The following is a 25,410-nucleotide window of genomic DNA, read 5'->3' as shown; positions in this document are numbered from 1 at the left end:
GCCGGGATCGGGGTGCGGTCCGGCGTGGGTGCGGAGGGTGTTCGAGCTACCGTGGGCGGGCACCCGCTGCCGAGGAGGAGAGCCGATGAACCAGGTCCCAACGGTCACTTTGAGTCACGGAACGACGATGCCGCGGATCGGGCTCGGGACGTCCCCGATGAATGACGCGGACGCCGAACGCGCGGTCGCGACGGCGCTCGAACTGGGCTACCGGTTGATCGACACCGCCGAGAACTACCGCAACGAGGTCGGCGTCGGCCGGGCGCTCGCGGGCGCGCCGCGGGACGAATTGTTCGTGACGTCGAAGTTCAACAAGGCCTGGCACAGCGTCGACGGGCCGCGGACGGCGTTCGAGGCGAGTGCCGAGAAGCTCGGCGTCGACTACCTCGATCTGCTGCTCATCCACTGGCCGAACCCGGAGCAGGACCGGTACGTCGAGGCCTGGCAAGGGTTGATCGCGCTGCGTGAGGCCGGCCTGGTCAAGGCGATCGGTACGTCGAACTTCAAGCCGGCCCATCTCCAGCGGCTGATCGACGAGACCGGCGTCGCGCCCGAGGTCAACCAGATCCAGCTCAGCCCGGTCTGGGCGAAGGCCGCCGAGCGTGAGTTCCACGCCGCGCACGGCATCGTCACCGAGGCCTGGAGCCCGATGGGCAAGGGCACCGACCTGCTGGACCACCCGGTGCTGCTCGAAATCGCGAAGGCGCATCAGCGGACGCCGGGCCAGGTCGTCCTGCGCTGGGAGACCCAGCAGGACGTCGTACCAATCCCGAAGTCGGCCGACCGCGGGCGGCTCGCGGACAACCTCGCGGTCTTCGACTTCGAGCTCGCGAATGAGGAGCTCGGCGCGCTGGCCGCGCTCGACGGGACCGCCAAGGAAGCTGCCGACTCGGACCGCTTCGGCCACTGAGCCGGGGGCGCTGCGCGGCTACCAGATGGCAGCCGCGCAGCGAAGTCCTACTGACCGTAGGCGCGGCCGGTCCAGCCGAGGGAACCCAGGGATTCGCCGGTGATGTCGGCGCCGCTGCGGTCGGTCGCGTTGGCGTCGAAGTACGCCGAAGCGGCGCCGGCCGGGGTGATCGCGACCAGCGGGCGGCCGGCGGGGTGGTTCTGGCACCAGCCGCTGCTCAGGCTGCTGAAGGACGCGAAGCCGGTGGTCTTGAGGACGGTCGAGGCGATACTCGTCGGGGTGGTGCGGTTGACGCGCCACTCCTTGAGTTCGCCATTGCTCTTCGTGCCGATCAGAACATCGACCGCGCCTTCGGTGCGCTCGAAGGTGAAGGTCTTGACGCCGTCCCAGTTGGTCGAGGCGAGCCGGGTCGGCGCGGAGACCGTGTACGCGCCGTTCACGTACTTGACCTCGTAGCGGTAGAGCGACGTGCCGGCGACGCGGTACATGTACGGGTAGCCGTAGGCCAGCACGCGCGTGCTGCCGAAGCCGGACGCCAGCCGGGTCGCCTCGTTGCGGACCATCTTCCAGACGCCGTTCGTCCGCTCGCCGCGGCGCTCCAGCAGGTACAGGTAGCCGTCGGTCGGGTGCGTGACGAGCTCGGTGCTGATGAACAGATCGGTGTCACCGGCGGCGCCGAGCTGCTGCTGGGCGGTCGGCACCCAGGGCAGCGTGTCACCCGGGTACGACTCCACCGACGTCTGCTGATTGGTGTAGCCGTAGGACACCCGCTGCCCGGACGACTGGTACGCCGTCGTCCAGACACCGCAGTCCGCCGGTACGACGGGAGCGGCGGACGCCGGCCCGGCCGCCAATCCGGTGGCAGCGAGAGCAAGAACAGACGTCAGAACAAAGGGGCGGAAAGTTATGCGCATAGTGCACGACGCTATCCCGATCAGGGCCAGCCCAAACGCACCGCGACCCCCGGGGGAACATCCCCCAGGGGCCGAGTGTGTTCGGTGATCAGCTGCAGCCGGAGGTGCTGCCGCAGCCTTCGCAGACGTAGCAGGAGCCGGAGGGGCGCATCTTGGTGCCGCAGGTGAAGCAGAGCGGCGCGTCGACGGAGGTGCCGGTAATGAGCTCGAACATCTCGGCGGTCGTGCGGACCTCGGAGGTGTCGAGGGTCTTCGCCGCGGCGGCCTCGGCCGGCTTCTCGGCCAGCTCGGTCACCTCGGCGACCGGCTCGACCGACTTGAGGGACTCCGCCTCGGAGACCTCTACCGGGGCCGGCTCGTAGGAGCCGGTGTCGAGCTGGCGGGAACGCTCCTCGGCGGAGTAGATGCCGAGGGCCGCACGCTCGTCGAAGGGCAGGTAATCCAGAGCAAGCCGACGAAAGATGTAGTCCATGATCGACTGCGCCATCCGGACGTCCGGGTCGTCGGTCAGACCGGCCGGCTCGAACTTCAGGTTGGTGAACTTCTGGACGTAGGTCTCCAGCGGGACGCCGTGCTGGAGCGCGATCGAGATCGCGATCGAGAAGGCGTCCATCACCCCGGCCAGGGTCGAGCCCTGCTTACCCATCTTGAGGAAGACCTCGCCGAGACCGTCGTCCGGGTAGGAGCCGGCGGTCATGTAGCCCTCGGCGCCGCCGACCGAGAAGGACGTCGTCCGGGACGGGCGCGACTTCGGCAGCCGCTTGCGGGTCGGGCGGTACTCGATGACCTTCTCGACGATCTTCTCCGCGACGGCGGCCTCGGCGGCGACCGAGTCGGCCGCCTTCTTGGCCTTCGCGTCGGCCAGCGGCTGGCCGACCTTGCAGTTGTCGCGGTAGACGGCCAGCGCCTTCAGGCCGAGCTTCCAGCCCTGGAAGTAGACGTCGGCGATCTCCTCGACCGTGGCGGTCTCGGGCAGGTTGACCGTCTTCGAGATCGCGCCGGACAGGAACGGCTGCGCCGCCGCCATCATCCGCACGTGACCCATCGGCTTGATCGCCCGCTCGCCCATCGCGGTGTCGAAGATCTCGTAGTGCTCCGGCTTCAGGCCCGGCGCGTCGACGACGTGGCCCTTCTCCGAGATGTACTCGACGATCGCCTCGATCGTCTCCTCGGTGTAGCCGTACTGGCGCAGCGCCCGCGGGATCGTCTGGTTGACGATCTGCATCGAGCCGCCGCCGACCAGCTTCTTGAACTTGACCAGCGAGAAGTCCGGCTCGATACCGGTGGTGTCGCAGTCCATCATGAAGCCGATGGTGCCGGTCGGCGCGAGCACCGAGGCCTGCGCGTTCCGCCAGCCGTTCTTCGCGCCGATCTTGAGCACGCCCTCCCACGCCTGCGTGGCGTGGGTGTGGACGTCCTTGTCGATCTCGTGGATGGTCCGGATCGCGTCGTTGGCCGCGGCGTGCTTGCGCATCACGCGGGTGTGGGCGTCCTTGTTCCGCTCGAAACCGTCGTACGCGCCGACGATGCCGGCCAGCTCGGCCGAGCGCTTGTACGACGTGCCCGTCATCAGTGACGTGATAGCGCCCGCCAGTGCGCGACCGCCGTCGGAGTCGTAGGCGTGACCCGTTGCCATCAGCAACGCACCGAGGTTCGCGTAACCGATGCCGAGCTGCCGGTAGGCGCGGGTCGTCTCACCGATCGGCGCGGTCGGGAAGTCGGCGAAGCAGATCGAGATGTCCATCGCGGTGATGATCAGCTCGACGGCCTTGACGAAGTTCACCGAGTCGAAGGTGTCGTCGTCCGTCAGGAACTTCATCAGGTTCAGCGAGGCGAGGTTGCAGGACGAGTTGTCCAGGTGCATGTACTCCGAGCAGGGGTTGGATGCGGTGATCCGGCCCGACTCGGGCGTGGTGTGCCAGTCGTTGATGGTGTCGTCGTACTGGATGCCCGGGTCGGCGCAGGCCCAGGCGGCGTGGCTGACCTTGTCGAACAGCTCGCGGGCGTCGACGGTCTCGATGATCGAGTTGTCGATCCGGGCCCGGAGCCCGAACTCGCCCTTCTCCTCGACCGCGCGCATGAACTCGTCGGTGACCCGGACGGAGTTGTTCGCGTTCTGGTACTGCACCGAGGTGATGTCCCGGCCGCCGAGGTCCATGTCGTAGCCGGCGTCGCGGAGGACGCGGATCTTGTCCTCCTCGCGCATCTTGGTCTCGACGAACTCCTCGATGTCGGGGTGGTCGATGTCCAGCACGACCATCTTGGCCGCGCGGCGGGTGGCGCCGCCGGACTTGATCGTCCCGGCGCTGGCGTCCGCGCCGCGCATGAAGGAGACCGGACCGGACGCCGTACCGCCCGAGGACTGCAGCAGCTCCTTGGAGGACCGGATCCGGGACAGGTTCAGGCCGGCGCCGGAGCCGCCCTTGAAGATCAGGCCCTCTTCCTTGTACCAGTTCAGGATCGAGTCCATCGAGTCGTCGACGGCCAGGATGAAACAGGCCGAGACCTGCTGCGGGGACGACGTCCCGACGTTGAACCAGACCGGCGAGTTGAAGCTGAAGTACTGGTGCAGGAGCATCCAGGTGAGCTCGTGCTCGAAGATCTCGGCGTCGGCCGGAGTGGCGAAGTAGCCGTGCTCCTCACCGGCCTTGCGGTAGGTCTTCACGACCCGGTCGAGCAGCTGCCGCAGGGTCCACTCGCGGTTGTCGTGACCGACGGCGCCGCGGAAGTACTTGGTGGTGACGATGGTGGACGCGTTGACGCTCCAGTAGTCGGGGTACTCGACCCCGCGCTGCTCGAAGACGGTCTCGCCGGTCTTCCAGTTCTGCTGGACGACGTCGCGGCGCTCCCACGTCACCTCGTCGTACGGGTGGACGCCCGCGGTGGTGAAGATTCGCTCGATGGTGAGTCCCGCGGGGGCGTTCTTCCGCCCGCGGAACCCGGCCGCCGACCGCTTGGTCGACCCCGAGTGGCCGGTCACCGTCTCTGTCATGGTTGCTCCTCGCCCTGTGAATGCACTACCGCGGTCTGCCCGGACCGCCCCGTTGGTACTGCTGCCGTAACGCCGTACGGAACTGCTGTGTTACTGCGATATCCCCGATTTACGTCTGCTGGGTCGGCTTCAGCGGCGGCTCGGTGCCCTCGGGCTCCTTCTCCGCGCGCAGCAGGGCGATCTCGGTCTCGAAATCGTCCGCCGACTCGAACTGCCGGTACACACTCGCGAACCGCAGGTAAGCGACCTCGTCCAGCTCCCGCAGCGGACCGAGGATCGCGAGACCGACCTCGTGCGCGGGGACCTCCGGCGAGCCGCTCGCCTTGAGCGCGTCCTCGACCTTCTGGCCCAGCCGGGCCAGCGCGTCCACATCCACCGGCCGGCCCTTGCAGGCCTTGCCGACGCCGTTGATGACCTTCTCGCGGCTGAACGGCTCGGTCGCGCCGGAGCGCTTCACGACCGTCAGCTGCATCTGCTCGACGGTGGTGAACCGCTTCTCGCAGACCGGGCACTGCCGCCGGCGGCGGATCGCTCCGCCGTCTTCGGCCACGCGGCTGTCGACGACCCTCGAGTCGGGGTGCCGGCAGTACGGACAGTGCACGGCTGATCACTTCCTCGGTGCGGCCCGCGGGGCGGGCCATGGATGCTGCTTGTGGATGGATCTGGGGACAACTTGTGTATGGCCTGTGTGCAACCAACCACTACCTGTGGAAAATTACACCCTTGTAACCACTACATCTAGGGATCCTAGATCGCTGCTCCGACAATTTGCAACAACGGTCGGATCTCGCGCGCGTCGCCGCCGGGACCTCCTTGTTTCAACACTCGCAAGGCCCCGTGTAGTCCCGCGTGGCGTCACCGGAACGGGCCTCCCCGGGCGCACACTGCCGGACCCGATCAGCGAGGATGTCCCCATGAAACCGGTCATCCTGGACGTCGACACCGGGCTGGACGACGCCTGCGCGCTGCTGCTCGCCGCCCGTCATCCGGAGCTCGACCTGAAGGCCGTGACATGTGTCGGCGGGAACGTCGGCATCGACGACGTGGTGGCCAACACCCTGACCGTACTCGAGGCCGCCGGGCGCACCGACGTCCCGGTCGCGCGCGGCGCCGGGCTGCCGCTGCTGCAGCCGATGAAGGCCGCGCCGCACGTCCACGGCGTCGACGGCCTCGGCGACCTGGACTGGCCGCGCTCCACCCGGACGCCGGTCGCCGGGCACGCCATCGACCTGTTGCGGGACGTACTCCGGGAGGCGGCCGCGGCCGGCGAGCCGGTGACGCTGATCCCGTTGGCGCCGATGACCAACATCGCTCTGCTGTTGCGTACCTACCCCGAGGCCGCGGCCGGGCTGCGCGAGATCGTCTTCATGGGCGGCTCCGCCGGCATCGGGAACGCGACCGCCTCGGCCGAGTTCAACATCTGGACCGACCCCGAGGCCGCCGCGATCACGCTGACGGCGGCCGCCGAGCTCGGCGTCCCGGTGACGATGTACGGGCTGGACGTGTTCTACGACGTCGTCGTCCCCATCGAGCGCGCCCGCGCATTGTCCGGCTCCCCCACGGCGGATCTGGCCCGGGCACTGATCGAGAAGCGCTCCGAGCTGTACGGCGCGGCGGGCGCGAGCATCGGGGACGGCGGCGCGGTCTGCGCCGTGATCGACCCCGACGGGATGACCACGCAGCGCTTCCCGATGCGGGTCGAGCTGTCGGGCAGCTGGTCGCGCGGGCGCACCATCGTCGACACCCGCGACTGGTCGAGCGACCTGAACAACGACCCGCACGGCCAGGCGACCAGCGTCGTCGATGTCGTGACCGCCGTGGACGGCAGCCGGTACGCCGAACTCTGGCTCGCCGCCGTCGAGGGATCCTGATGGCCGGACTGAGCCCCACCTACCCACTGCGGACCGAGCGGCTGGATCTGCGGCCGCACCGGCACGGCGACGTGGACGACATGCTCGCCTTCCATTCGCTGCCCGACGTCGTCCGGTACACGCCTTGGCCGGTACGGGATCGGAAGCAGACCGAGGAGGCGCTGGAGGCACGGCTGAACGCGGGCCAGCTGACGGAGCCGGGTCAGTGGCTGATCCTCGCGATCGAACTCCGGGAGACCGGCACGGTGATCGGCGAGGTGTTGCTGAAATGGGCCAGTGAGCTCAACCGGTCCGGCGAGATCGGTTACGCCCTGCACCCCGAATACCAGGGCAAGGGACTGGCGAGTGAGGCCGCGCGCGAGATGCTGCGCGTGGGCTTCGAGGAGCTGGGACTGCACCGGATCACCGCGGTCGTCGACGACCGGAACACGGCCTCCTGGCAGCTGCTGGAACGGATCGGCATGCGCCGCGAGGCACATCACCTGGAAGCTTCGTGGTTCAAGGACGAATGGGCGAACGACTACACCTACGCGCTGCTGCGCCGCGAGTGGCTCAGCGGGCGATCGGGATCTCCAGCGTCTGACCGGGGATGACATCGGCCGCGCCGGTCAGTTTGTTCAGCTCGGCGATCTTCTCGACGACGGCCGCCGCGTCCTGACCGGGGTTGGTCTCCTGCGCGATCGACCACAGGTTGTCGCCGGGGGCGACCTGCACCGACACCGAGTGCGAGAAGTCGGGCCCGGACTCGAGCACGCCGGCGATCCGCAACCCGAGGACGGCGATCGCGGAGCCGAAGACGAGCACCGACAGGAAGCCGACGAGCACGCGGCCGCGGCGGGTCAGCCGGAGCGCGGGCGCCTCGACCTCGGCCGGACGCCGAACGCGCGCCTGCGGCCGGCCGATCTCGGCGCCGTTGCAGCCCCGCACCGGGAGCGGCTCGGTGCTGAGACCGGTGATCCGCGGCCGGCGCCGCGGTGCGATCTCCGGGGCGACCTCAGGCGCCTGGCGGCCTGCCAGTGCATTCGCCGCGAGAGCCGTTGTGCTCATCGGATCCTCCAGACCTCGGTCAGTCCATGTCCTGCGCTGTGCTTCCTTGTCTATCGGCCGCCGCCGACAGTTTCCGTTCGAACACCCAGTCGAACACCTGTTCGTTCGAACGTCTGTACGAATGATTAACCCAAGCCCACTGTCGGCGCAACTACCTTCAACGCCGACACGCCCGGGAAATTCCGGACCGCGGGACGGCTTATAACCTGACACACGAACATTTGTGCGAACCGACACGCCTTCGAACAGATGTTTGAAGAATCTCAGAATTCGGTCTACGGTCATCTCAGTCGAGAAGAGGAGCGATCACCGATGGCCAGGACGCCGAGCGGTTCCAGCAAGGACGAGGACCGCACCGCCACCGCAGCGGACCGGACCGTGAGCGAGCTGCCCGACGGGCCGGCCGACGCGACCGGGCTGACGCCGCGGCAGCGCCGGGTGCTGGATGTCATCCGCGACTCGGTGGACAGCCGCGGCTACCCGCCCTCGATGCGGGAGATCGGCGAGCGGGTCGGCCTGACCAGCTCCTCCTCGGTCTCGCACCAGCTGCGGGTGCTGGAGCAGAAGGGCCTGCTCCGCCGGGATCCGAACCGCCCGCGGGCCATCGAGGTGCGCTACCCCGGCGAGGTCGACGCGGCCGCCCGGCGCGGTGCGCTCGGCTCGGTGCGGCAGACGGCGTACGACGAGACCGGCGCCGGCGACGCGCACCCGGACGCGGTGTACGTCCCGGTGGTCGGCCAGATCGCCGCCGGTAACCCGATCCTGGCCGAGCAGGAGGTCGAAGAGGTCTTCCCGTTGCCCAAGGCAATGGTCGGCGAGGGCACGCTGTTCATGCTGAAGGTCAAGGGCGAGTCGATGATCGACATCGCCATCTGCGACGGCGACTGGGTGGTCGTCCGGCAGGAGCAGACCGCGGAGAACGGTGACATCGTCGCTGCCATGATCGACGGCGAGGCGACCGTGAAGACGTTCAAGAAGACCAAGTCCGAGATCTGGCTGCTCCCGCACAACCCCGCCTTCGAGCCGATCGACGGCAAGGACGCGGTGATTCTCGGAAAGGTCGTAACAGTTCTGCGTCGAGTCTGACATCTCAGACGGCGCGCGAACTCGGGCGTGTCGTGTCAGCATTGGTCTCATGACGACGACTGTCTATGACTTCAGCGCGCGGCGGATCGAAGGCAATGAACAGTCACTTGCCGACTTCCGCGACCAGGTGCTCCTGGTGGTGAACACAGCCTCGCAGTGTGCCCAGACCCCGCAGTACACCGGCCTGCAAAAGCTCTACAAGACCTACCGCAGGCAGGGTTTCTCGGTTCTGGGTTTCCCCTGCGACCAGTTCGGCCACCAGGAGCCTGGTGACGAGAACGAGATCGCGAACTTCTGCTCGACGATCTACCACGTCACGTTCCCGATGTACGCCAAGATCGACGTCAACGGGTCGAAGACGATTCCCTTGTACAACTGGATGAAACGCGAGCAGGGCGGCCTGCTCGGCGGGCGGGTGAAGTGGAACTTCACCAAGTTCCTGATCGGTCGCGACGGTGGCGTGATCGCTCGGTACGCGCCGACCAGCACCCCGGAGAAATTGGCTGTGCAGATCGAGGCGGCGCTGGCGATCCCGGCGCCGTCCCAGGAAGCCGGCCTGGAGCAGCGCCGGGCCGAATAGGTGCCACGCGCAACCAGTGCGGCCGTGGCGGCGGCCGCACACCGGTTTTCGCTGTGACACAGCGACATTCGCCGTCGCATTGAGCTGCGGATCACGCCGCATTTCGGACGATTTGTCCACGCCTCGGCCGGGCGTGTCACCGGTCCACGAGCACGGCGGCCGGGTCGATATCCAGCCGCAAACCGCGCCAGACCGGATGCCGCAGCCGCGCGTCGGCAGCCCAGCCGGAGAACGTCACCTCGGCCACCAGCGCCGGATCCAGCCAATGGGCACGGCGCCGATCACCGGCCGGGATAGTGGCCGGATCGAAAGCCGGCTTCGGGATCTCCAGGCCGGCCAGCTCCGCGCTGAGCAGATCCAGCGTCGCGAAATCCAGGCCGGAGCCGACCTTACCGATCAGCACCAGCTCGCCGCCCGGCTCGGCGTACGCGCCGCAGTAGAACGAGCCGATCCGGCCTTCCCGATTCCCCTCCCCCGGGTGCCAGCCGCAGAGGACGACGTCCCGGGTCAGGACCGGTTTGACCTTGATCCAGTCCGCGCTGCGGCGTCCCGGCAGGTACCGCGAGCGGCGGCGTTTGGCCACCACCCCTTCCAGGCCGGTCGACATCGCCAGCTCCAGCGCCGCGCCGCCATCGGCGAACGCGGCCGGCGTCTCGTAGAACGGATCGTCGAGCTCCAGCGATTCGAGCAGTCCGCGGCGATCGTCGTACGTTGCCTCTAGCAACCACTTGCCGTCGAAGCGGAGGACGTCGAACAACCGCACCGAGACCGGCACCTCGGTGATCAGATGCCGCAGCTGGCGCGGATCCCGCACGTGCATCCGGCGTTGCAGGAGACCGAACGACGGCGCGCCGCGCTCGTCGAGCGTGACGATCTCGCCGTCCAGGACGGCGGGGGCGCGCAGACCAGGCGCCGCCGCGAGACCAATCAGCTCGGGATAGCCGCCGGAGACATCCCGGCTGTTCCGCGACCAGAGCCGGCAGACGCCATCGCCCACTTCGACGATGACGCGGATACCGTCCCACTTCAGCTCGTACGACCAGCCCGCCCCGGACGGCAGCTCACCGAGCGCCGCCATCATCGGCAGCACGGGAGGACCGCCCGCGGGACTCACGCGGTCTGCAGTCTCTTCAACGCGCCGAGCACCTTCTCACGATCCGCCGTCGGCCACATCGGTGGCAAGGAGGCGCGCAGGAAACCGCCGTATCGCTGGGTGACGATCCGGGGGTCGAGGATCGCGACGACGCCCTTGTCGCTGCTGCGCCGAATCAATCGGCCCGTCCCCTGGGCGAGCAGCAGCGCGGCATGGGTGGCGGCGACGGCCATGAAGCCGTTCCCACCCGCTTCGTCGACGGCCCGCTGGCGAGCCGCCATCAGCGGCTCGTCCGGCCGCGGGAACGGGACCCGGTCGATGATCACCAGGTTGCAGGTCGAGCCCGGGACGTCGATCCCCTGCCACAGCGACAGCGTGCCGAACAGGGACGTCTCCGGGTTGTCGACGAACTCGCGGGCCAGCTCCCCCAGCTGGGCGTCGCCCTGGCAGAGCACGGTCAGGTCGGTCGCCTCCCGGACGGCGGCCGTCGCGGCCTCGGCCGCCCGGCGCGACGAGAACAGGCCGAGCGTGCGGCCGCCGGCGGCCGTGATCAGGTCGACGATCTCGTCGAACTGCTTCTGCCCGAGACCATCGCGATGCGGCGGCGGCAGGTGTTTGGCGACGTACAGAATGCCTTGTTTCTCGTACTCGAACGGCGAGCCGACGTCGAGCCCGCGCCACGGCAGCGGGCCGGTCTCGGCGCTGTCGTCGAGCTCGGGCATCTCGTCACCCGCGGTGAGTTTGTCGGCCGGGCGCAACCCGACCTGCCGCGCGATCGCGTCGAAATCCCCGCCCAGGGTCAGCGTCGCCGAGGTGAGCACGACCGTGCGGTCCTTGAGGACGAGCTCACGCAGCAGCCCGGCCACGGTCAGCGGGGCGATCCGCAGCTCGCGGCCGAAGCGCTCCCGGTCCGTCATCCAGACGACATCCAGATCGTTCAGCGCGGCGACCCGCTCGGCGACGTCGAAGATCTCCTTCACGGCGCCCTTGGCCTGCCGCTTGGCGCCGTCGGGGTCGTCGTCCTTGTCGTCGGACTTCTTGTTCAGATCGGAGTACATCCCGCGGGCGGCGTCGCGGACCATCCCCGCGGCCTCCAGGACGGGCGCGTTGGACGGCTCGATCCGGCCCTCCCGGGTGCCGTCGAGGGCCGCCCGGAGGGCGTCGGAGGCGTCGATCAGGTCGTCGGCCTTGTCGTCGTCGACGAACCGGCGGCCGCGTTTGGCGGCCCGCTCGACCATCTGCGGGGACAGCTCGTCGCCCGCGGCGCCCGTCACCCGGGCCGGCAGCTCATGGGCCTCGTCGACGATCACGACGTCGTGCTCGGGCAGGACCGTCCGGTTCTCGAAGGCGTCGATCGACAGCAGCGCGTGGTTGGTGATGACGATGTCGGCCTTGCGGGCCAGCTCCTTGGCCTTCTCGGCGAAACACTCCTCGCCGTACGGGCACTTCTGCGCGCCGAGGCACTCCCGCGCCGCGATCGCGACCTGCTGCCAGGCCTGGTACTGGTGGGACGGCGCGTGGTCGCGGTCACCCGCCTCGCCGTCGAGCAGCTGCTGCTCGGCCCAGTCCCGCAGCTCGAGCACCTGCTGCCCGACCGGGCCGGCCGGCGGGACGTCGATCAGCATGCCGTCGTCATCGGGCGCACCCTCGCGGATCCGGTGCAGGCAGGCGTAGTTGTTCCGGCCCTTCTGGATCGCGTACTTCGGACGCCGGGGCAGCAGCTTCTCGGTCGCGTCGAGCAACGCGGGCACATCCCGGTCGACCAGCTGCGACTGCAGGGCCAGCGTCGCCGTGGAGACCACGACCCGGCGATCCTCCGCGGCGTGGATCAGCGCGGGGACGAGGTACCCGAGCGACTTACCCGTGCCGGTGCCGGCCTGGACGAGCAGATGGGATCCGTCGTGCATCGAGGTGTTGACGGCCTCGGCCATCTCCACCTGACCAGGTCGAGTCTGGCCGGCGATCCCAGAGACAGCGGCTTCGAGCAGTTCACGTACGTCAGCACCCACCGCCACACCCTAGCCCGCGCGGCGGACAGAAATCGCCGCGCGGACCAGGGCCTGTGGACAACTCGTCAACGCGTCACGAATCGGGTGACTGCCGCCGCGAACGCCTCGGGCTCCTCGACATGGCAGAAGTGCCCGCTGGACTCGAGAACGACCAGCTCGGCCGCCGGAATCAGCTTGGCCAGCTCCTCGGCCCAGCGGACGCCGCAAATCGGGTCGAAGCGGCCCACAACGACCAGAGCGGGTACGCCGAGGCCGGGCAACGCCGCCCGGTCGTCGACCAGATCCGGTACGCCGTTCTCGTCGACACCGGAAATGTGGACTCCGCGGACCTGTGCCTGGAGTGGCTCGAACTCCGCGCGCCGCCCCCAGTAGTCGGCGACGTAGAGCGGAATGATCCCGCCGAGCGCGGCGGTCATCTCGTCGTCGTTCGAGATCGTCGCGAGCGACTGAACGGTCGCCAGGATCTCCGGCAGCTCCGGCTTGTCGGCGTTGCGGGCCGCGAAAGCCTCGATCTGGCGGCCGAACTCGGCACCGTGCTCAGGGCCGGTCACCGGCGCGCTCGCGTAGAGGATCACGCCGGTGACGCGCTCCGGGTGCTGCAGCGCGTAGTACTGCGCGACGAACCCGCCGTGCGAGTGGCCGAGCAGATAGACCGGCTGCCCGCCCAGCTGGTCTATGAGCGCGTCGACGGCTTCGGCGTACCGGGCCCTGTTGTAACCATCTGGGTGGCTCGGCAGCCGGTCCGATCCGCCGGTGCCAGCTGGCTCGAGGTAGACCATCGTCAGGTGCTCCTCGAGCAGCGGCATCCGCAGGTACTCCCAGAAGACGCCCGGGCCGCCGGAGTGCGCGATACACACCGGACCACTCCCGTGGACGTGGTACCGGTGCGTCGCGCCGTTCAGTTCGAAGGTGTGCATACCTGGCAAGAGTCCGGAGCGGCGGCGAAGTTCAACCGCGCGATTGCGATCTGGATCACAGCGGCCGCGGCGCGTGGTACAGCCGCAGGGACTGGATCAGACCGTCCTTGAGCGTCATCAGCCAGCTCACAGCCGGTGGGCAGTGGTCGGGGTCATCGGGCGGATTGACCAGGTCGGTCTCCCAGATGACGATGTTCCGGCTCGCGACCACATGCCGCAGGCGCTGCCGGACCCCGGCGGCCAGATCGCCTTCCATCCCGCGGAGCAGGAAGTCGTGCCCGATGATCGGCCGACCGAGACCGAGCATCGCGATACCCGGTGACCAGCGCTCGGCCAGGACCTTGTCGAACCGGCCGTGCTCCGCCTCCGCCAGCGTCTCCAGGCCTTCCCGCCGGCTCGCCTCGGTCAGCGCGCCCACATCGACGTACGCCGAATCCGCGGTCGCCCGCAATGCCGCGGCCAGAGCCGCCCGGCCGTTACTGAGCCGGCTGCGCACGGTGCCGACCGGGATGCCGCAAGCAGCCGCGATCTGCTCGTACGACGTGGTCGTCGTACTGAAGTGCCGCAGCATCATCACCAGGCGCGTCGGCTCAGGCAGCTCCTCGATCGCGCGCCAGACCCAGTCGCGCAGGGCATGCTGCTCGATGACCTGCTCCGGCGTCGGATCGGTCGAGCGGAGCTGATCGGAGATCTCACCGGCGAGCGGCGCTCGGAGGCGGCCTCGACAGCTGTTGCGGACGATCGTGCGCAGCCAAGGCCCGACGGCGGCCGGATCACGGACGTCGCCGATCCGGCGCAGCGCGATCAGAGCGGCGTCCTGGACGACGTCGTCCGCCTCGGGACCGTGGCCGAGGATCGCGAGCGCCACCGCGCGCATCCCGGCCCGGTGCCGCTCGAGCAGGATGCCGAGAGCTCCGGCGTCGCCGGATTGGGCGCGAACGGTCAGCTGCGCATCGGATGCCGGCTGACCGCTCACGCCCTCCAGTGAATCAGACGACGGCGCCGCGGTCCGGCTGGGCGTCGCGGTCGACCTCTTTGCGCTTCGGCCGCGGCGGGGGCGCCGGGTAGCGGCGCTCCAGCTCGAGGAGCAGCGGCGCGGCGGTCAGGTTCGACGAGTAGGTGCCGACCAGGATGCCGAGCAGCAGCGCGAGTGAGAAGTCGGCCAGCGAGTCCCCGCCCAGGACCAGCAACGCGCTCAGGATGAACAGCGTCGAGATACCGGTGTTCACCGTCCGCGGCAGCACGTTGACGATCGCGGTGTCGATGACATTGGCCAGGTTGTCCGTGGCCCGGGCGCTGCGGGTCTCCCGGATCCGGTCGAAGACGACGACCGAGTCGTTCACCGTGTAACCGATGATGGTCAGGACCGCGGCCAGGAAGATGCCGTCGATGGGTTTGCCCGTCCAGGCGAAGACGCCGACCACGACCGCGACGTTCTGCACCAGGGCGAGCACGGCGCCGGCGCCGTACGTCCATCGGAAGCGGGCCGCGAGGTAGAGCAGCTGGGCGAGCAAGGCGATCCCGAGCGCGATCAGGCCCTTGTTCCGCAGCTCCTCACCCAGGGACGGGCCGATGCTCTCGTTGCGGATCTGCTCGGCGCCGCCGCCGACCCGCCCGATCGCCTCCTTGATCTTCGCGGCCTCGTCGTCGCTGATCGTTCCCGTCCGGACGGTGATGTCGTCGCTGCCGGAGGCCTGCACGATCGCCGTCGGGTAGCCGGCCTCGGCGACCGCGGAGCGGGCCTGGTCGGGGGTGATCGGCTGGGTCGTGCTGACCTCGATCAGCCGGCCGCCGGTGAACTCGATACCGAGGTTCAGCCCGCGGACGACGATGCCGGCGACGCTGACGGCGATCACCGCGAGGCTGATCAGCAGCCAGCGCTTGGTGTGGTCCATCAGCGTGGGCCGGCGGCTCTCGAGCCAGACCCGGAACCGGCCGTGGCCGGCGATACCGCTGAGCGCCGGACGGTTCAGCACGAACTTGCGGGAGACGAAGAACTCGGCCAGCACCCGGGTGACGACCAGGGCCGACAGCAGCGACGCGATGACGCCGATGCTCAGCGTGACGCCGAAGCCGCGGACCGGGCCGGCGGCCAGGAAGAACAGCAGACCGGCCGCGAGCAGCGTGGTGATGTTGGAGTCCGCGATCGCGGAGAGCGCGTTCTGGAAGCCGCTGCGCAGGGAGCGGCGCAGGCCGTCCGTTCGCCCGGCTATGTGGTCCTCACGGGCGCGCTCGAAGACCAGCACGTTCGCGTCGACGGCCATACCGATCGCGAGCACGAAACCGGCCAGACCGGGCAGCGTCAGCGTCGCGCCGAGGAGGCTCAGCGCGGCGTAGGAGATGCCGGCGTAACCGATCAGGCCGAGGACGGCCATCAGGCCGACCAGGCGGTACACGAAGATGATGAAGATGGCGGTCAGGGCGAGGCCGATGATCGCGGCCGTCGCACTCGCCTCGATCGCGTCCTTGCCCAGCGACGGGCCGACGGTCCGCTGGTCGATGACCTCGACCGGCACCGGCAGCGAGCCGCCCTCGATCAGCGCCGCCAGATCCTTGGCCGAGGCCTCGGTGAAGTTGCCGCTGATCGTGGTGTTACCGCCGCCGATGCCGACGTTGCAGAGCTGGTTACCGCCGTTGGGGTCGACCTGCGGGGCGCTGATCACCTCGTTGTCGAGGACGATCGCGACCTGCCGCTTCGGGGTGTTCACCGGCTCACAGGCGGCCTTACCGGTGATCTGGGCCCAGATCTTGCCGCCGTCGCCCTTGAAGTTCATCTCGACGAACCAGCCGAGCGCGGGCTGCTGCGGGTCGAGCCGGCCGTCGGCGCCGCTGACCAGCTCACCGGTCATCGCGGGCTTGGCCAGCTGCAGGAAGCCCTGGCCGCCGTCATCGGCCAGCCACAGATCGCCCTTGGCCGGTTTGGCCGGCTTCTCGGGCGCGATGTTCAGCACCTCGTGGAAGGTCAGCTGGGCGGTCTTGCCGATCACCTTCGCGGCCTCGCGCGGATCCTGGACGCCGGGCAGCTCGACGATGATCCGGTTGTCGCCCTGCCGGGTCACGGTCGGCTCGGAGACGCCGAGCGCGTCGACGCGCCGGTGCAGCACCTGGGTCGCCTTGTCGGTGACGTCCTTGGTCACCTTGACCGTCTCGGAGTCCTTGGCCTCGAGCACGATCTGGGTGCCGCCGCGCAGGTCGAGCCCGAGCTCGGGTTTCGCGGTCAGGACGACGTACGCCGATCCGGCCAGCACCAGGAACGCGAGCAAGCCACGGATGAGGGACGACCGGTTCACTTACAGCCTCCGGAGATGGGCACCCGTCGTACGGGTGTCGTGACACAGAGCGAACAAAGCAGATGTGGACGCACAGTGTACGGACACGGCGCAAGCCTCGCACGGAACCGGCCCACAAGCGATCTCGTCGCGGGAGCGAAGTGAATCAAACGACAGTTCGCGGCAGCGCTGTGCCATGACATCAGCGCGCACCCGAACTGATTGACGCGTCAGGTGAGCGCCGCCTAACTTCTCCTCCAACCTCGGCCCGTAGTTGCTCGCGGACCGACGGTGATCACCCCTCCGCCCCGGTGGGTGATCAGAGTTCCCCGAGGAGGAACCCGTGCGTCGTACCGTCTCGCTGATTCTCGCCGTGGGCCTGGCCCCGGCCCTCGCTCTCGCCACCGCCGGCGGCGCCGCTGCCGCCCCGCCCTCGCCGGACCGCATCATCCTGGTCCAGACCCCGAAGGCCGAGGCCGGCGTCACGCCGATCAAGGACACCTACATCGTCGAGCTGAAGGAGGGCGTCCAGCTCAAGAGCAAGCTCGGTATCAAGCCGCTGGCCAGCTACGGCGCGGCTCTGAACGGTTTCAGCGCGAAGCTCACGCCCGCCCAGCTGAGCACGCTGCAGAAGAGCCCCGAGGTCAAGGCCATCACGCAGGACGTGCTGATGGAGAACGTCCTCGACGCGACCCAGCCGAACCCGCCGTCGTGGGGAATCGACCGGATCGACCAGCGCAACCTGCCGCTGTCCGCGTCGTACACCTATACCCGGACCGGGACCGGTGTGCACGCCTACATCATCGACAGCGGCATCACGCCGGGGCACGCGAACTTCGGCGGCCGCGCGACCTTCGACTACAACGGCATCGACGCCAACAACACCGACTGCAACGGCCACGGGACGCACGTCGCCGGCACCATCGGTTCGGCGAGCTACGGCGTCGCGAAGAACGTCCGCCTGCACGGCGTGAAGTGGCTGAACTGCTCCGGCGGCGGCACGCTGACCTCCGCGCTGAACGCGGTCAACTGGGTCACCGCGAACGCGGTCAAGCCCGCCGTGGCCAACGCGTCGTGGAACTTCACCTACAGCGACACCCTGCGGGACGCCCTGCAGCGGATGATCAGCTCCGGCGTCTTCCTGGCCGCTTCGGCCGGTAACACCGGCGGCGTCTCCTGCGAGCGGCTCCCCCGCAACCTGACCACCGCGCTGGTCGTGGCGGCTTCCGAGCGCACCGACGCCCGGGCGTCGTACTCGAGCACCGGCTACTGCGTCGACGTCTACGCTCCGGGCTCGGCCATCGTGTCCACCCTCAACAACGGCGGCAGCGGCGCCATGAACGGCACCTCGATGGCGACGCCGCACGTCGCCGGTGTCGCGGCGCTGTACCTGCAGACCAGCCCGTCGGCCACGCCGGCGACGGTCAAGTCGTACATCGAGAACGCTGCGACGCCGAACATCATCACCGGCAACCCGGCCGGCACGGTGAACCGGCTGCTCTTCACGAACGGCCTGTAAGTAGCTGACGGACGGCGCCCCCGGGTCTACTCGGGGGCGTCGATTCCGTTCTCGATGGCGTAGCGGACCAGCTCAGCTCGGTTGTGCAGCTGCAGCTTCCGCAGGGTGTTCTGCACGTGGTTCTCCACCGTCCGGTGCGACAGGACCAGGCGGGTGGCGATCTGGCGGGCGGTGAGCCCGCGCGCGACCAGCCGGAGCACCTCTGTCTCCCGCTCGGTCAGCTTCGGCACCTCCGGCCCAGCTCCCAGCCGGCGGTACTCCCCCAGCAGCAGCCCAGCCAGCCCAGCGCTGAAGACGGCGTCCCCCTCCGCAGTACGCCGTACTGCGTCGTCGAACTCGTCCAGCGACGCGGACTTCACCAGATAGCCCGACGCACCGTTCTTCACCGCCGCCAGTACGTCGGTCTGCTCGGCACTCGCCGACAGCACGAGCACCCGGGTGTCGGGTAGCGCCGCGGTGATCTCCCGGGTCGCATCGACGCCGGAGCCGTCCCCGAGCTGCAGATCCATCACTACGACGTCCGGCCGGGTCGCTACGGCGATCTTGACCGCGCCGGCGACGTCCGAGGCGGTGGCGCAGACGTCGTACCCGCGGCTGCCCAGGTCGCGGGCGACTCCTTCACGCCACATGGGGTGGTCGTCGACGATCATCACGCGAGTCATGATTTACGCACCTTCAGCTCCCACTCGGTTCCTTCGTCCGGTGCGGTTCGCACCGTGACAGTGCCGCCCAGGTCGGCGATCCGGCCGCGGATCGATTGGCTGACACCGAGGTGGCCGTCGACCCGGGCCTGCTCCAGCCGGGCGGCCGTCGTACCGGCTCCATCGTCGCGGACCGAGACCAGGACGGCGTCGTCGAGGTCTTCGATCGCCACCCAGGCCCGCGCAGCCGCTCCAGCGTGCTTCTGGACGTTGCTGAGGGCTTCGCGGACGGCTGCGACCAGCTCGCTCGCTGTGTCGGCCGGAAGCAGCACCTGCTCGGCAGGCGCGCTCACCTCGACCCTGGTACTGGCCAGCGGTAGTAGCGAGGCACACAGGTCGACCAGATCGCCATCAGCCACGACTGGACGGCTGGACATCAGAGTGCGCAGCGCGACCTCCTGCTCTGCCGCTAACTGCGCCAGCTCGACCGCCTCGCCGCCAATCGCGTTCCCGCGCCGCTGCACCTGCGCCAGCACCTGTAGGACGCCGTCGTGGATCGATCTGCTGAGGCGCAGCCGCTCGGCGGTCGCACTCTCCGCCGCGATCGCCTCCCGCAGCCGCTCTCCAGCTCGCCGCATCGTGGAGGCGGCGTAGCCGACGACCAGACCGGACACCAGGAGGAGCTGTACGTTGCTGAGAATCTTCGCCGCGCTGTCGACGCCTCGCAGCGACAACAGCGCGAGGCTGACCGCGACCGCGCCGAGCAGCCCGCCGTCCCGACCGCGGGAAATGGCGAGTGCGAGCACCGGACCGGCCGCCCAGACCGACGTCAGCACCGATGCGCCGCCTCTGATGTCGATGAGCGGCTGCGCGAGCAGGGTCGCGTACATGCAGCCGATGGTGACGAAGAGGTCGACCAGCGCCAGCCTGGTGTTCCGTCGTCCCCAGCGCCGGCTGTAGCCGACCGACGAGACGACCGTCCAGACGCCGATCAGACCCAGCTGGACGAGTGCGCCGTCCCGGTGGACGATGCCGTCCCAGCGGGTCCAGACGCCGACGCAGGCGAAGCCGAAGGTGATCACCCGGAAGACGACCAGCGCCCGCCACAAGGGCTGCACCAGGTCGGCCGATTCGCGCTCCACGGGCACAGTCTGTCAACATCCGGGCCCGGCGGGCGCAGGTCGTCGTACGCGATCGGTTGAGTAGGACCACTGATGACGCAGGTTTCCCCCTGGGTTTCCGGTTATTTCCGGCTTTTGGCTTCCGGAGCCCGCGCTCGCGCCGTACTGTCGCGCAAAACACGCTCGGGGGAGCACACGAACACGTCGCGTCACCATCGCGGCGGGGCATCGAGAAAGCATGGAGGGGAATCGTGCGCAAGCTACCCGCCGGGCTGTTCAGCCTGGCTTTGGCGGCGACGGCCGGGATCGGATGGGCCCAGGCCGGTAATGCCGTCACACCGCCCACGAACGGGACGGCGCCGACCGCCAGCGAAGTGGCGCCCGCGCCGGACGAGCTGTCCAACCCGCTCGAGGAGAAGCGGCGCGAATTGCGGCAGGAGGCCCTCACCAAGGTCCTCAGCGGCAAGGCCAAGACCGAGCAGCGCAACGGCAGCACGGTGGTCAAGGTCGGTACCAAGACCGCCGGCGCCAAGGGCATCAAGAACAAGACCGGCAAGGTCGACCAGTACGTCGAGCTGGCCCGGGAGAAGTCCGACAAGATCTTCGTCGTCCTCGCCGAGTTCGGCAACGAGCGGCACCCGAGCTACCCCGACCAGGACACCTCGCCGAACTTCGCCGGCCCGGCCACGTTCGAGGGACCGCTGCGCAATGCGATCCCCGAGCCGGACCGGTCGGTGGACAACTCCACGGTCTGGCACCCCGACTACAGCCAGAAGTACTTCCAGGACCTGTACTTCGGCAAGGGCAACTCGGTCAAGAAGTACTACGAGAAGCAGTCGTCGGGCCGCTACACGGTCGACGGTCTCGTCACCGACTGGGTGAAGGTGCGCTACAACGAGGCGCGCTACGGCCGGTCGAACGGGTACCCGTGCGCCGCCAACAACTGCAACAACGTGTGGGCGCTGGTCGGGGACGCCGTCAACCAGTGGGTCGTCGACCAGAAGGCCAAGGGCCGGACGACCGCGCAGATCAAGGCCGACCTGAAGTCGTACGACGTCTGGGACCGCTACGACTTCGACGGCGACGGCAACTTCAACGAGCCGGACGGCTACATCGACCACTTCCAGATCGTGCACGCCGGCGGCGACCAGGCCGACGGCGACCCGTGGCAGGGTGAGGACGCCGTCTGGTCGCACCGCTGGTCGGTGCAGTACGCCGGCGGCCCGGCCAACAACCCGCGCGGCGGCTCGCAGATCGGCGACACCGGCATGTGGGTGTCGGACTACACGATCCAGCCGGAGAACGGCGGCATCAGCGTCTTCGCGCACGAGTACGGCCATGACCTCGGTCTGCCGGACCACTACGACACCTCCGGCGCCGCGGTCGAGAACGGCGTCAACTGGTGGACGCTGATGGCGCAGAGCCGGGTCGGCAAGCCGTCCGACGGCGGTATCGGCGAGCAGGCGGCCGACCTCGGCGCCTGGGACAAGCTGCAGCTGGGCTGGCTGGACTACGAGATCGTCGCGGCCGGTCAGAACCGGACGCTGGAGCTCGGTCCGCACGAGTACAACTCCAAGAAGGCCCAGGGCCTGGTCGTGACGCTGCCGAAGAAGTCGGTGACGCACGAGCTCGTTCCGCCGGCCGCCGGGTCCAAGACCTGGTGGAGCGGTCAGGGCAACAACTTCACGCACACCATGAACCGTCAGGTCACGCTGCCGGCCGGCTCGCCGGCGAGCCTCACCTTCCAGGCCAACTGGGACATCGAGGACTGCGGTCCGGACCCGTGTGACTACGCGTTCGTCGAGGTGAACGACGGCACCGGCTACAAGCCGATCCAGGGCTCGATCACCATCCCGGCCGAGGGCAACGGCATCGACGGCACCAGCAACGGCTGGGTACCGGCCACCTTCGACCTGTCGGCGTACGCCGGTAAGACGATCGGCCTGCAGTTCCGGTACACCACCGACCCGGCGGCCGGCGGCAAGGGCTTCTTCGCCGACGAGGTCAAGGTGACCTCGGGCGCCACCACGGTGGTCGGCTCGGGTGCGGAGACCACTCCGGACGGCTGGACGCTCAACGGCTTCAGCTCGATCGGAGCGACGTACACGAGCCTGCACGACAACTACTACCTGGCCTCGCACATCAACTACGTGAGCCAGGACCAGTACCTGAAGACCGGTCCGTACAACTTCGGCTTCCTGAACTCGGCGCCGGACAAGGTCGAGCACTTCCCGTACCAGGACGGTCTGCTGCTCTGGTACTGGGACACCTCGCACAACGACAACAACACCAACGAGCACCCCGGTGAGGGTCTGGTGCTGCCGATCGACAGCCACCCGGTCCCGATCAACCGTCTCGACGGGGGCCTGTGGCGCCCGCGGGTCGGCGGCTACGACGCGCCGTTCGGCACCGAGAAGGCGGACTCGTTCAGCCTGCACCTGAACGGGCAGAGCAGCTACATCCGCGGCCAGGACGGAGTCTCGACGTTCAACGACTCCAAGCCGTACTGGTTCGCGGAGCAGCCGACCGCCGGTGTGAAGGTCCCGAACCACGGGGTCAACATCAAGGTGGTGTCCCGCACCGGCACCACGGTCAAGGTCCAGGTCTCGAAGCGGAAGTGACCTGAGCCCGAACTGAGAACAGCCCCCCGAGGATTCGTCCTCGGGGGGCTGTTTCGTTGCGGTTAGGCCGACGCGACCTCGTACGGCGACAGGTCGCCGGCCAGGGCCGGGTGGACCCGGGCGGTCACCCGGGTGCCGTCGGCGGTGTGCTCCAACTGCTCCACGGAGCCTTCGGAGTGGATGCGGGACATCAGGTCGCCGCGGTCGTAGGGAAGCAGCACGTCGAGCGCGATGTGCGGCTGCGGGAGCGCCCCTTCGAGGAGCTCGCGCAACTTGTCGATGCCTTCACCGGTGTGCGCCGAGACGACGATCGCCCGCGGCTCCCGGTGCAGGATCGGCGCCAGCGCGAGCGGGTCGGCGGCGTCGGCCTTGTTGATCACGATGATCTCGGGGACGTCGGTCGCGTCGATCTCGGCCAGCACCTCGCGGACGGCGTGGATCTGGGCCAGCGGATCGGGGTGCGATCCGTCGACCACGTGCAGCAGCAGATCGGCGTCCGCCACCTCCTCCAGCGTCGAGCGGAACGCCTCGACGATGTCGTGCGGCAGGTGCCGGACGAAACCGACGGTGTCGGTCAGCGTGTACACGCGGCCGTCCGCGGTCGTCGTCCGCCGGGTGGTCGGGTCCAGGGTCGCGAACAGCGCGTCCTCGACCAGGACGCCGGCGCCGGTGATCCGGTTCAGCAGCGAGGACTTGCCCGCGTTGGTGTACCCGGCGATCGCCACCGAGGGCACCAGGTTGCGGCGGCGCTCCTGGCGCATGGTCGAGCGGGTGCTCTTCATGTCCTTGAGCAGGCGGCGCAGCTTGGCGATCTTGGTGTTGATCCGGCGCCGGTCGGTCTCGATCTTGGTCTCACCCGGACCGCGACCGCCGATCCCGCCGCCGGCCGCGCCGACCCGGCCGCCGGCCTGGCGGGACAGGTTGCCGCCCCAGCCGCGCAGGCGCTGCTTCATGTACTGCAGCTGCGCCAGCTCGACCTGGGCCTTGCCCTCTTTGCTCTTCGCGTGCTGGGCGAAGATGTCCAGGATCAGCGCCGTCCGGTCGACGACCTTCACCTTGAGCTTGTCCTCGAGGTTACGCAGCTGGGCAGGCGCCAGCTCGCCGTCCGCGATCACGGTGTCCGCGCCGAGCGCCGCGACCAGCTCGCGCAGGTCGCTCACCTTGCCGGAACCGATGAAGGTCGCCGGGTCGGGCTTCTTGCGCCGCTGGATCACGCCGTCCAGCACCTCGGAGCCGGCCGTCTCGGCCAGCAGCTTGAGCTCGGCCAGCGAGTTCTCGGCGTCCTCGGCGCTGCCTTCGGTCCAGACGCCGACCAGCAGCACCCGCTCCAGCAGCAGCTTGCGGTACTCGACCTCGCTGATATCGGTCAGCTCGGTCGACATGCCGACTACGCGGCGGAGCGCCTGGCGCTCTTCCAGCTCCAGGCCTTCGGTGCTCAGATCACGGTCGTCGTACTCACTTTCGGTCTCGTCATGACCCGTCAACGGAGTGCCGGAGTCATCGCCCTCGAAGAGGTCGGTTTCGACATCGGTGGTCTCGTCGTAAAAGTTCGATTGGGTCGTCATATACCTTCCATCGTGGCACGGGCCACCAGTACAAGCGACCCGTTATCCGAGGTCAACGCCTCAGAACGGCCCTGAATTCCTCTTCAGCCAGGCGCGGTCGAACTCGCCCCGAGCGTGCAGAACCGCCGGACCGGTCAGCTCGAGGTGGTTGTCGGCCCGCCAGGTCACAGCGACCTCTCCCCCGGGGACTCCGACCCGATAGGTGACCGGTAGCGCCTGTTTGGCGGCTTTGGCTGCAGCAACGGTCACCGCGCACGTTCCGGTCCCGCAGGACCGCGTCTCGCCCGAACCACGCTCATGGACGCGCATGTCGACGTCGTACGGACCACGGCGGACGACGAACTCCAAGTTGACCCCACTCGGGAACGCCTCCTGCGGCGACCACGACGGCTGGTCGCAGAGGTTGCCCGGCTCGCTCAGATCGTCCACAAACGCCACTGCGTGCGGATTGCCCATGTCCACGTGCAGAGCGGGCCACTGGTGGCCGTTGGCCTCGACAACGACCCCTGCGGGACCAGGAAGCGTCGGCTCCCCCATGTCGACCGTCAGCGTGCCGTCGTCGTTCTGCACGACCTCCTTGACCCCTGCGCGCGTACCGACCCGGACCGGCTTGTCACCGATCAGACCGGCCTCAGCAAGGTACCGAACGAAGACGCGGACGCCGTTCCCACACATCTCCGCCACGGACCCGTCAGCATTCCGGTAGTCCATGAACCAGTCCCCGCCGTCCTCGACGTACGTCTGGCTCTCCCCCTTGAGCACCCGCAGGACGCCGTCCGCCCCCAGCCCAGCGTGCCGATCACACAGAAACCGCACCACCTCCGCATCCAGCTCCCCGTGCACGCTGCCATCGGCGTCCGGAAGGATCACGAAGTCGTTCTCGGTGCCATGGCCCTTCAGCCAGGCGAATGTGGTGCTGCTCATGCCTGAATCGTACGGTGTGCCCATGGAGCTCATCGCCTACTTCTGGGACCAGGAGGACGCCGAAGCCGTCGCCGCCCACCTGAACGGCGACGTCCGCCGCGGCCGGTTCCACGGCGAAGACGACGACGAAGACCACCCCTGGATCGTCGTCCTCCCCGAAGTCGGCCGCGACCTCCTGGACACCCTGCTCACCGAACACGACGGCTGGCTCGAAACCACCACCGACCACCCCGCCGTGGCACCGCCCGCCCTACCGGACGGCCCACAGCGGTTCAAGAAACGCTGAGCCTCACCTCCGTCACGTGACCAGTCGACCCAAATTTGCTCATCG

At 68.7% G+C, this 25,410-nt stretch carries 21 protein-coding genes; 8 read left to right on the top strand and 13 right to left on the bottom strand.

Features of this window, described 5'->3' with window-relative positions:
- Window positions 1-85 precede the first annotated feature (85 nt).
- Complete coding sequence (locus tag ACZ6ZD_RS35605) at window positions 86-910, top strand: aldo/keto reductase (RefSeq protein WP_465678837.1); 825 nt, start codon at window positions 86-88, stop codon at window positions 908-910.
- A gap of 47 nt (window positions 911-957) precedes the next feature.
- Here ACZ6ZD_RS35605 and ACZ6ZD_RS35600 read toward each other — a convergent pair whose 3' ends face one another.
- From ACZ6ZD_RS35600 to nrdR, 3 genes are all read right to left on the bottom strand, one after another.
- Window positions 958-1,824: a hypothetical protein gene (locus tag ACZ6ZD_RS35600; protein ID WP_465678836.1), complete on the bottom strand. Its 867-nt coding sequence runs from the start codon at window positions 1,822-1,824 to the stop codon at window positions 958-960.
- A gap of 88 nt (window positions 1,825-1,912) precedes the next feature.
- Entirely contained in the window at window positions 1,913-4,816 is a 2,904-nt protein-coding gene (locus ACZ6ZD_RS35595) for a vitamin B12-dependent ribonucleotide reductase (RefSeq protein ID WP_465678835.1), read from the bottom strand.
- Between the two features lie 109 nt (window positions 4,817-4,925).
- The gene (gene nrdR / locus ACZ6ZD_RS35590; RefSeq protein ID WP_171676917.1) at window positions 4,926-5,417 is read right to left on the bottom strand and encodes a transcriptional regulator NrdR; all 492 of its coding nucleotides are present in this window, start codon (window positions 5,415-5,417) and stop codon (window positions 4,926-4,928) included.
- A 313-nt stretch (window positions 5,418-5,730) separates the two neighbouring features.
- On the opposite strand from nrdR, the gene ACZ6ZD_RS35585 reads away from it, so the two are divergent.
- Complete coding sequence (locus ACZ6ZD_RS35585) at window positions 5,731-6,687, top strand: nucleoside hydrolase (RefSeq protein ID WP_465678833.1); 957 nt, start codon at window positions 5,731-5,733, stop codon at window positions 6,685-6,687.
- Window positions 6,687-7,280, top strand: a complete 594-nt coding sequence (locus ACZ6ZD_RS35580; protein ID WP_465678832.1) for a GNAT family N-acetyltransferase — start codon at window positions 6,687-6,689, stop codon at window positions 7,278-7,280. Before ACZ6ZD_RS35585 ends, ACZ6ZD_RS35580 begins: the two co-directional genes overlap by 1 nt.
- Here the strand turns inward: ACZ6ZD_RS35580 and ACZ6ZD_RS35575 are convergent.
- Window positions 7,240-7,734 (bottom strand): LysM peptidoglycan-binding domain-containing protein, encoded by a 495-nt coding sequence (locus ACZ6ZD_RS35575; RefSeq protein ID WP_465678831.1) that lies wholly within the window; start codon window positions 7,732-7,734, stop codon window positions 7,240-7,242. The two genes, ACZ6ZD_RS35580 and ACZ6ZD_RS35575, sit on opposite strands and share 41 nt — an antisense overlap.
- Before the next feature lie 312 nt (window positions 7,735-8,046).
- Here ACZ6ZD_RS35575 and lexA point away from each other — a divergent pair, with 312 nt between their 5' ends.
- Together lexA and ACZ6ZD_RS35565 are read left to right on the top strand one after the other, a co-directional pair.
- Window positions 8,047-8,820, top strand: a complete 774-nt coding sequence (lexA, locus tag ACZ6ZD_RS35570; RefSeq protein ID WP_238355535.1) for a transcriptional repressor LexA — start codon at window positions 8,047-8,049, stop codon at window positions 8,818-8,820.
- Window positions 8,821-8,869: 49 nt separating this feature from the next.
- The gene (locus ACZ6ZD_RS35565; protein ID WP_465678829.1) at window positions 8,870-9,400 is read left to right on the top strand and encodes a glutathione peroxidase; all 531 of its coding nucleotides are present in this window, start codon (window positions 8,870-8,872) and stop codon (window positions 9,398-9,400) included.
- Between the two features lie 136 nt (window positions 9,401-9,536).
- Here ACZ6ZD_RS35565 and ligD read toward each other — a convergent pair whose 3' ends face one another.
- From ligD to secD, 5 genes are read right to left on the bottom strand one after another with little or no spacing between them, the layout of a single operon-like run.
- Complete coding sequence (gene ligD / locus ACZ6ZD_RS35560; RefSeq protein ID WP_465678865.1) at window positions 9,537-10,481, bottom strand: non-homologous end-joining DNA ligase; 945 nt, start codon at window positions 10,479-10,481, stop codon at window positions 9,537-9,539.
- 29 nt (window positions 10,482-10,510) lie between these two features.
- Window positions 10,511-12,508, bottom strand: a complete 1,998-nt coding sequence (locus ACZ6ZD_RS35555) for an ATP-dependent DNA helicase (protein ID WP_465678828.1) — start codon at window positions 12,506-12,508, stop codon at window positions 10,511-10,513.
- A 59-nt stretch (window positions 12,509-12,567) separates the two neighbouring features.
- Window positions 12,568-13,419: an alpha/beta fold hydrolase gene (locus ACZ6ZD_RS35550; RefSeq protein WP_465678827.1), complete on the bottom strand. Its 852-nt coding sequence runs from the start codon at window positions 13,417-13,419 to the stop codon at window positions 12,568-12,570.
- Window positions 13,420-13,474: 55 nt separating this feature from the next.
- A complete protein-coding gene (locus ACZ6ZD_RS35545) occupies window positions 13,475-14,395 on the bottom strand; it encodes an RNA polymerase sigma factor (protein ID WP_465678825.1) in 921 nt (306 codons plus the stop codon).
- A gap of 13 nt (window positions 14,396-14,408) precedes the next feature.
- On the bottom strand, window positions 14,409-16,709 hold the full coding sequence (gene secD, locus ACZ6ZD_RS35540; RefSeq protein WP_465678824.1) for a protein translocase subunit SecD: 2,301 nt from the start codon (window positions 16,707-16,709) through the stop codon (window positions 14,409-14,411).
- 322 nt (window positions 16,710-17,031) lie between these two features.
- On the opposite strand from secD, the gene ACZ6ZD_RS35535 reads away from it, so the two are divergent.
- Window positions 17,032-18,207 carry a S8 family serine peptidase gene (locus tag ACZ6ZD_RS35535; RefSeq protein WP_171676925.1) on the top strand — a complete coding sequence of 392 codons (1,176 nt, stop codon included), beginning with the start codon at window positions 17,032-17,034 and terminating at the stop codon, window positions 18,205-18,207.
- 26 nt (window positions 18,208-18,233) lie between these two features.
- On the opposite strand, the gene ACZ6ZD_RS35530 is transcribed toward ACZ6ZD_RS35535, so the two are convergent.
- Together ACZ6ZD_RS35530 and macS are read right to left on the bottom strand one after the other, a co-directional pair.
- Window positions 18,234-18,869 carry a response regulator gene (locus ACZ6ZD_RS35530; protein WP_465678823.1) on the bottom strand — a complete coding sequence of 212 codons (636 nt, stop codon included), beginning with the start codon at window positions 18,867-18,869 and terminating at the stop codon, window positions 18,234-18,236.
- The gene (gene macS / locus ACZ6ZD_RS35525) at window positions 18,866-19,990 is read right to left on the bottom strand and encodes a MacS family sensor histidine kinase (protein WP_465678821.1); all 1,125 of its coding nucleotides are present in this window, start codon (window positions 19,988-19,990) and stop codon (window positions 18,866-18,868) included. The genes ACZ6ZD_RS35530 and macS overlap by 4 nt, the downstream gene beginning before the upstream one ends.
- A 230-nt stretch (window positions 19,991-20,220) precedes the next feature.
- Here macS and ACZ6ZD_RS35520 point away from each other — a divergent pair, with 230 nt between their 5' ends.
- Window positions 20,221-22,590, top strand: a complete 2,370-nt coding sequence (locus ACZ6ZD_RS35520) for an immune inhibitor A domain-containing protein (protein ID WP_465678820.1) — start codon at window positions 20,221-20,223, stop codon at window positions 22,588-22,590.
- A 62-nt stretch (window positions 22,591-22,652) separates the two neighbouring features.
- Here ACZ6ZD_RS35520 and hflX read toward each other — a convergent pair whose 3' ends face one another.
- Both hflX and dapF read right to left on the bottom strand, forming a co-directional pair.
- On the bottom strand, window positions 22,653-24,155 hold the full coding sequence (hflX, locus tag ACZ6ZD_RS35515) for a GTPase HflX (RefSeq protein ID WP_465678819.1): 1,503 nt from the start codon (window positions 24,153-24,155) through the stop codon (window positions 22,653-22,655).
- Window positions 24,156-24,215: 60 nt separating this feature from the next.
- The gene (gene dapF, locus ACZ6ZD_RS35510) at window positions 24,216-25,079 is read right to left on the bottom strand and encodes a diaminopimelate epimerase (protein WP_465678817.1); all 864 of its coding nucleotides are present in this window, start codon (window positions 25,077-25,079) and stop codon (window positions 24,216-24,218) included.
- Window positions 25,080-25,101: 22 nt separating this feature from the next.
- Between dapF and ACZ6ZD_RS35505 the strand changes: the two genes are divergently transcribed.
- A complete protein-coding gene (locus ACZ6ZD_RS35505) occupies window positions 25,102-25,365 on the top strand; it encodes a hypothetical protein (RefSeq protein WP_465678816.1) in 264 nt (87 codons plus the stop codon).
- Window positions 25,366-25,410 lie beyond the last annotated feature (45 nt).

The organism is Kribbella sp. NPDC104218 (assembly GCF_055584105.1).
Note: the sequence above shows the minus strand (reverse complement) of the source record. Positions and strands in the feature narration are given on the sequence as shown.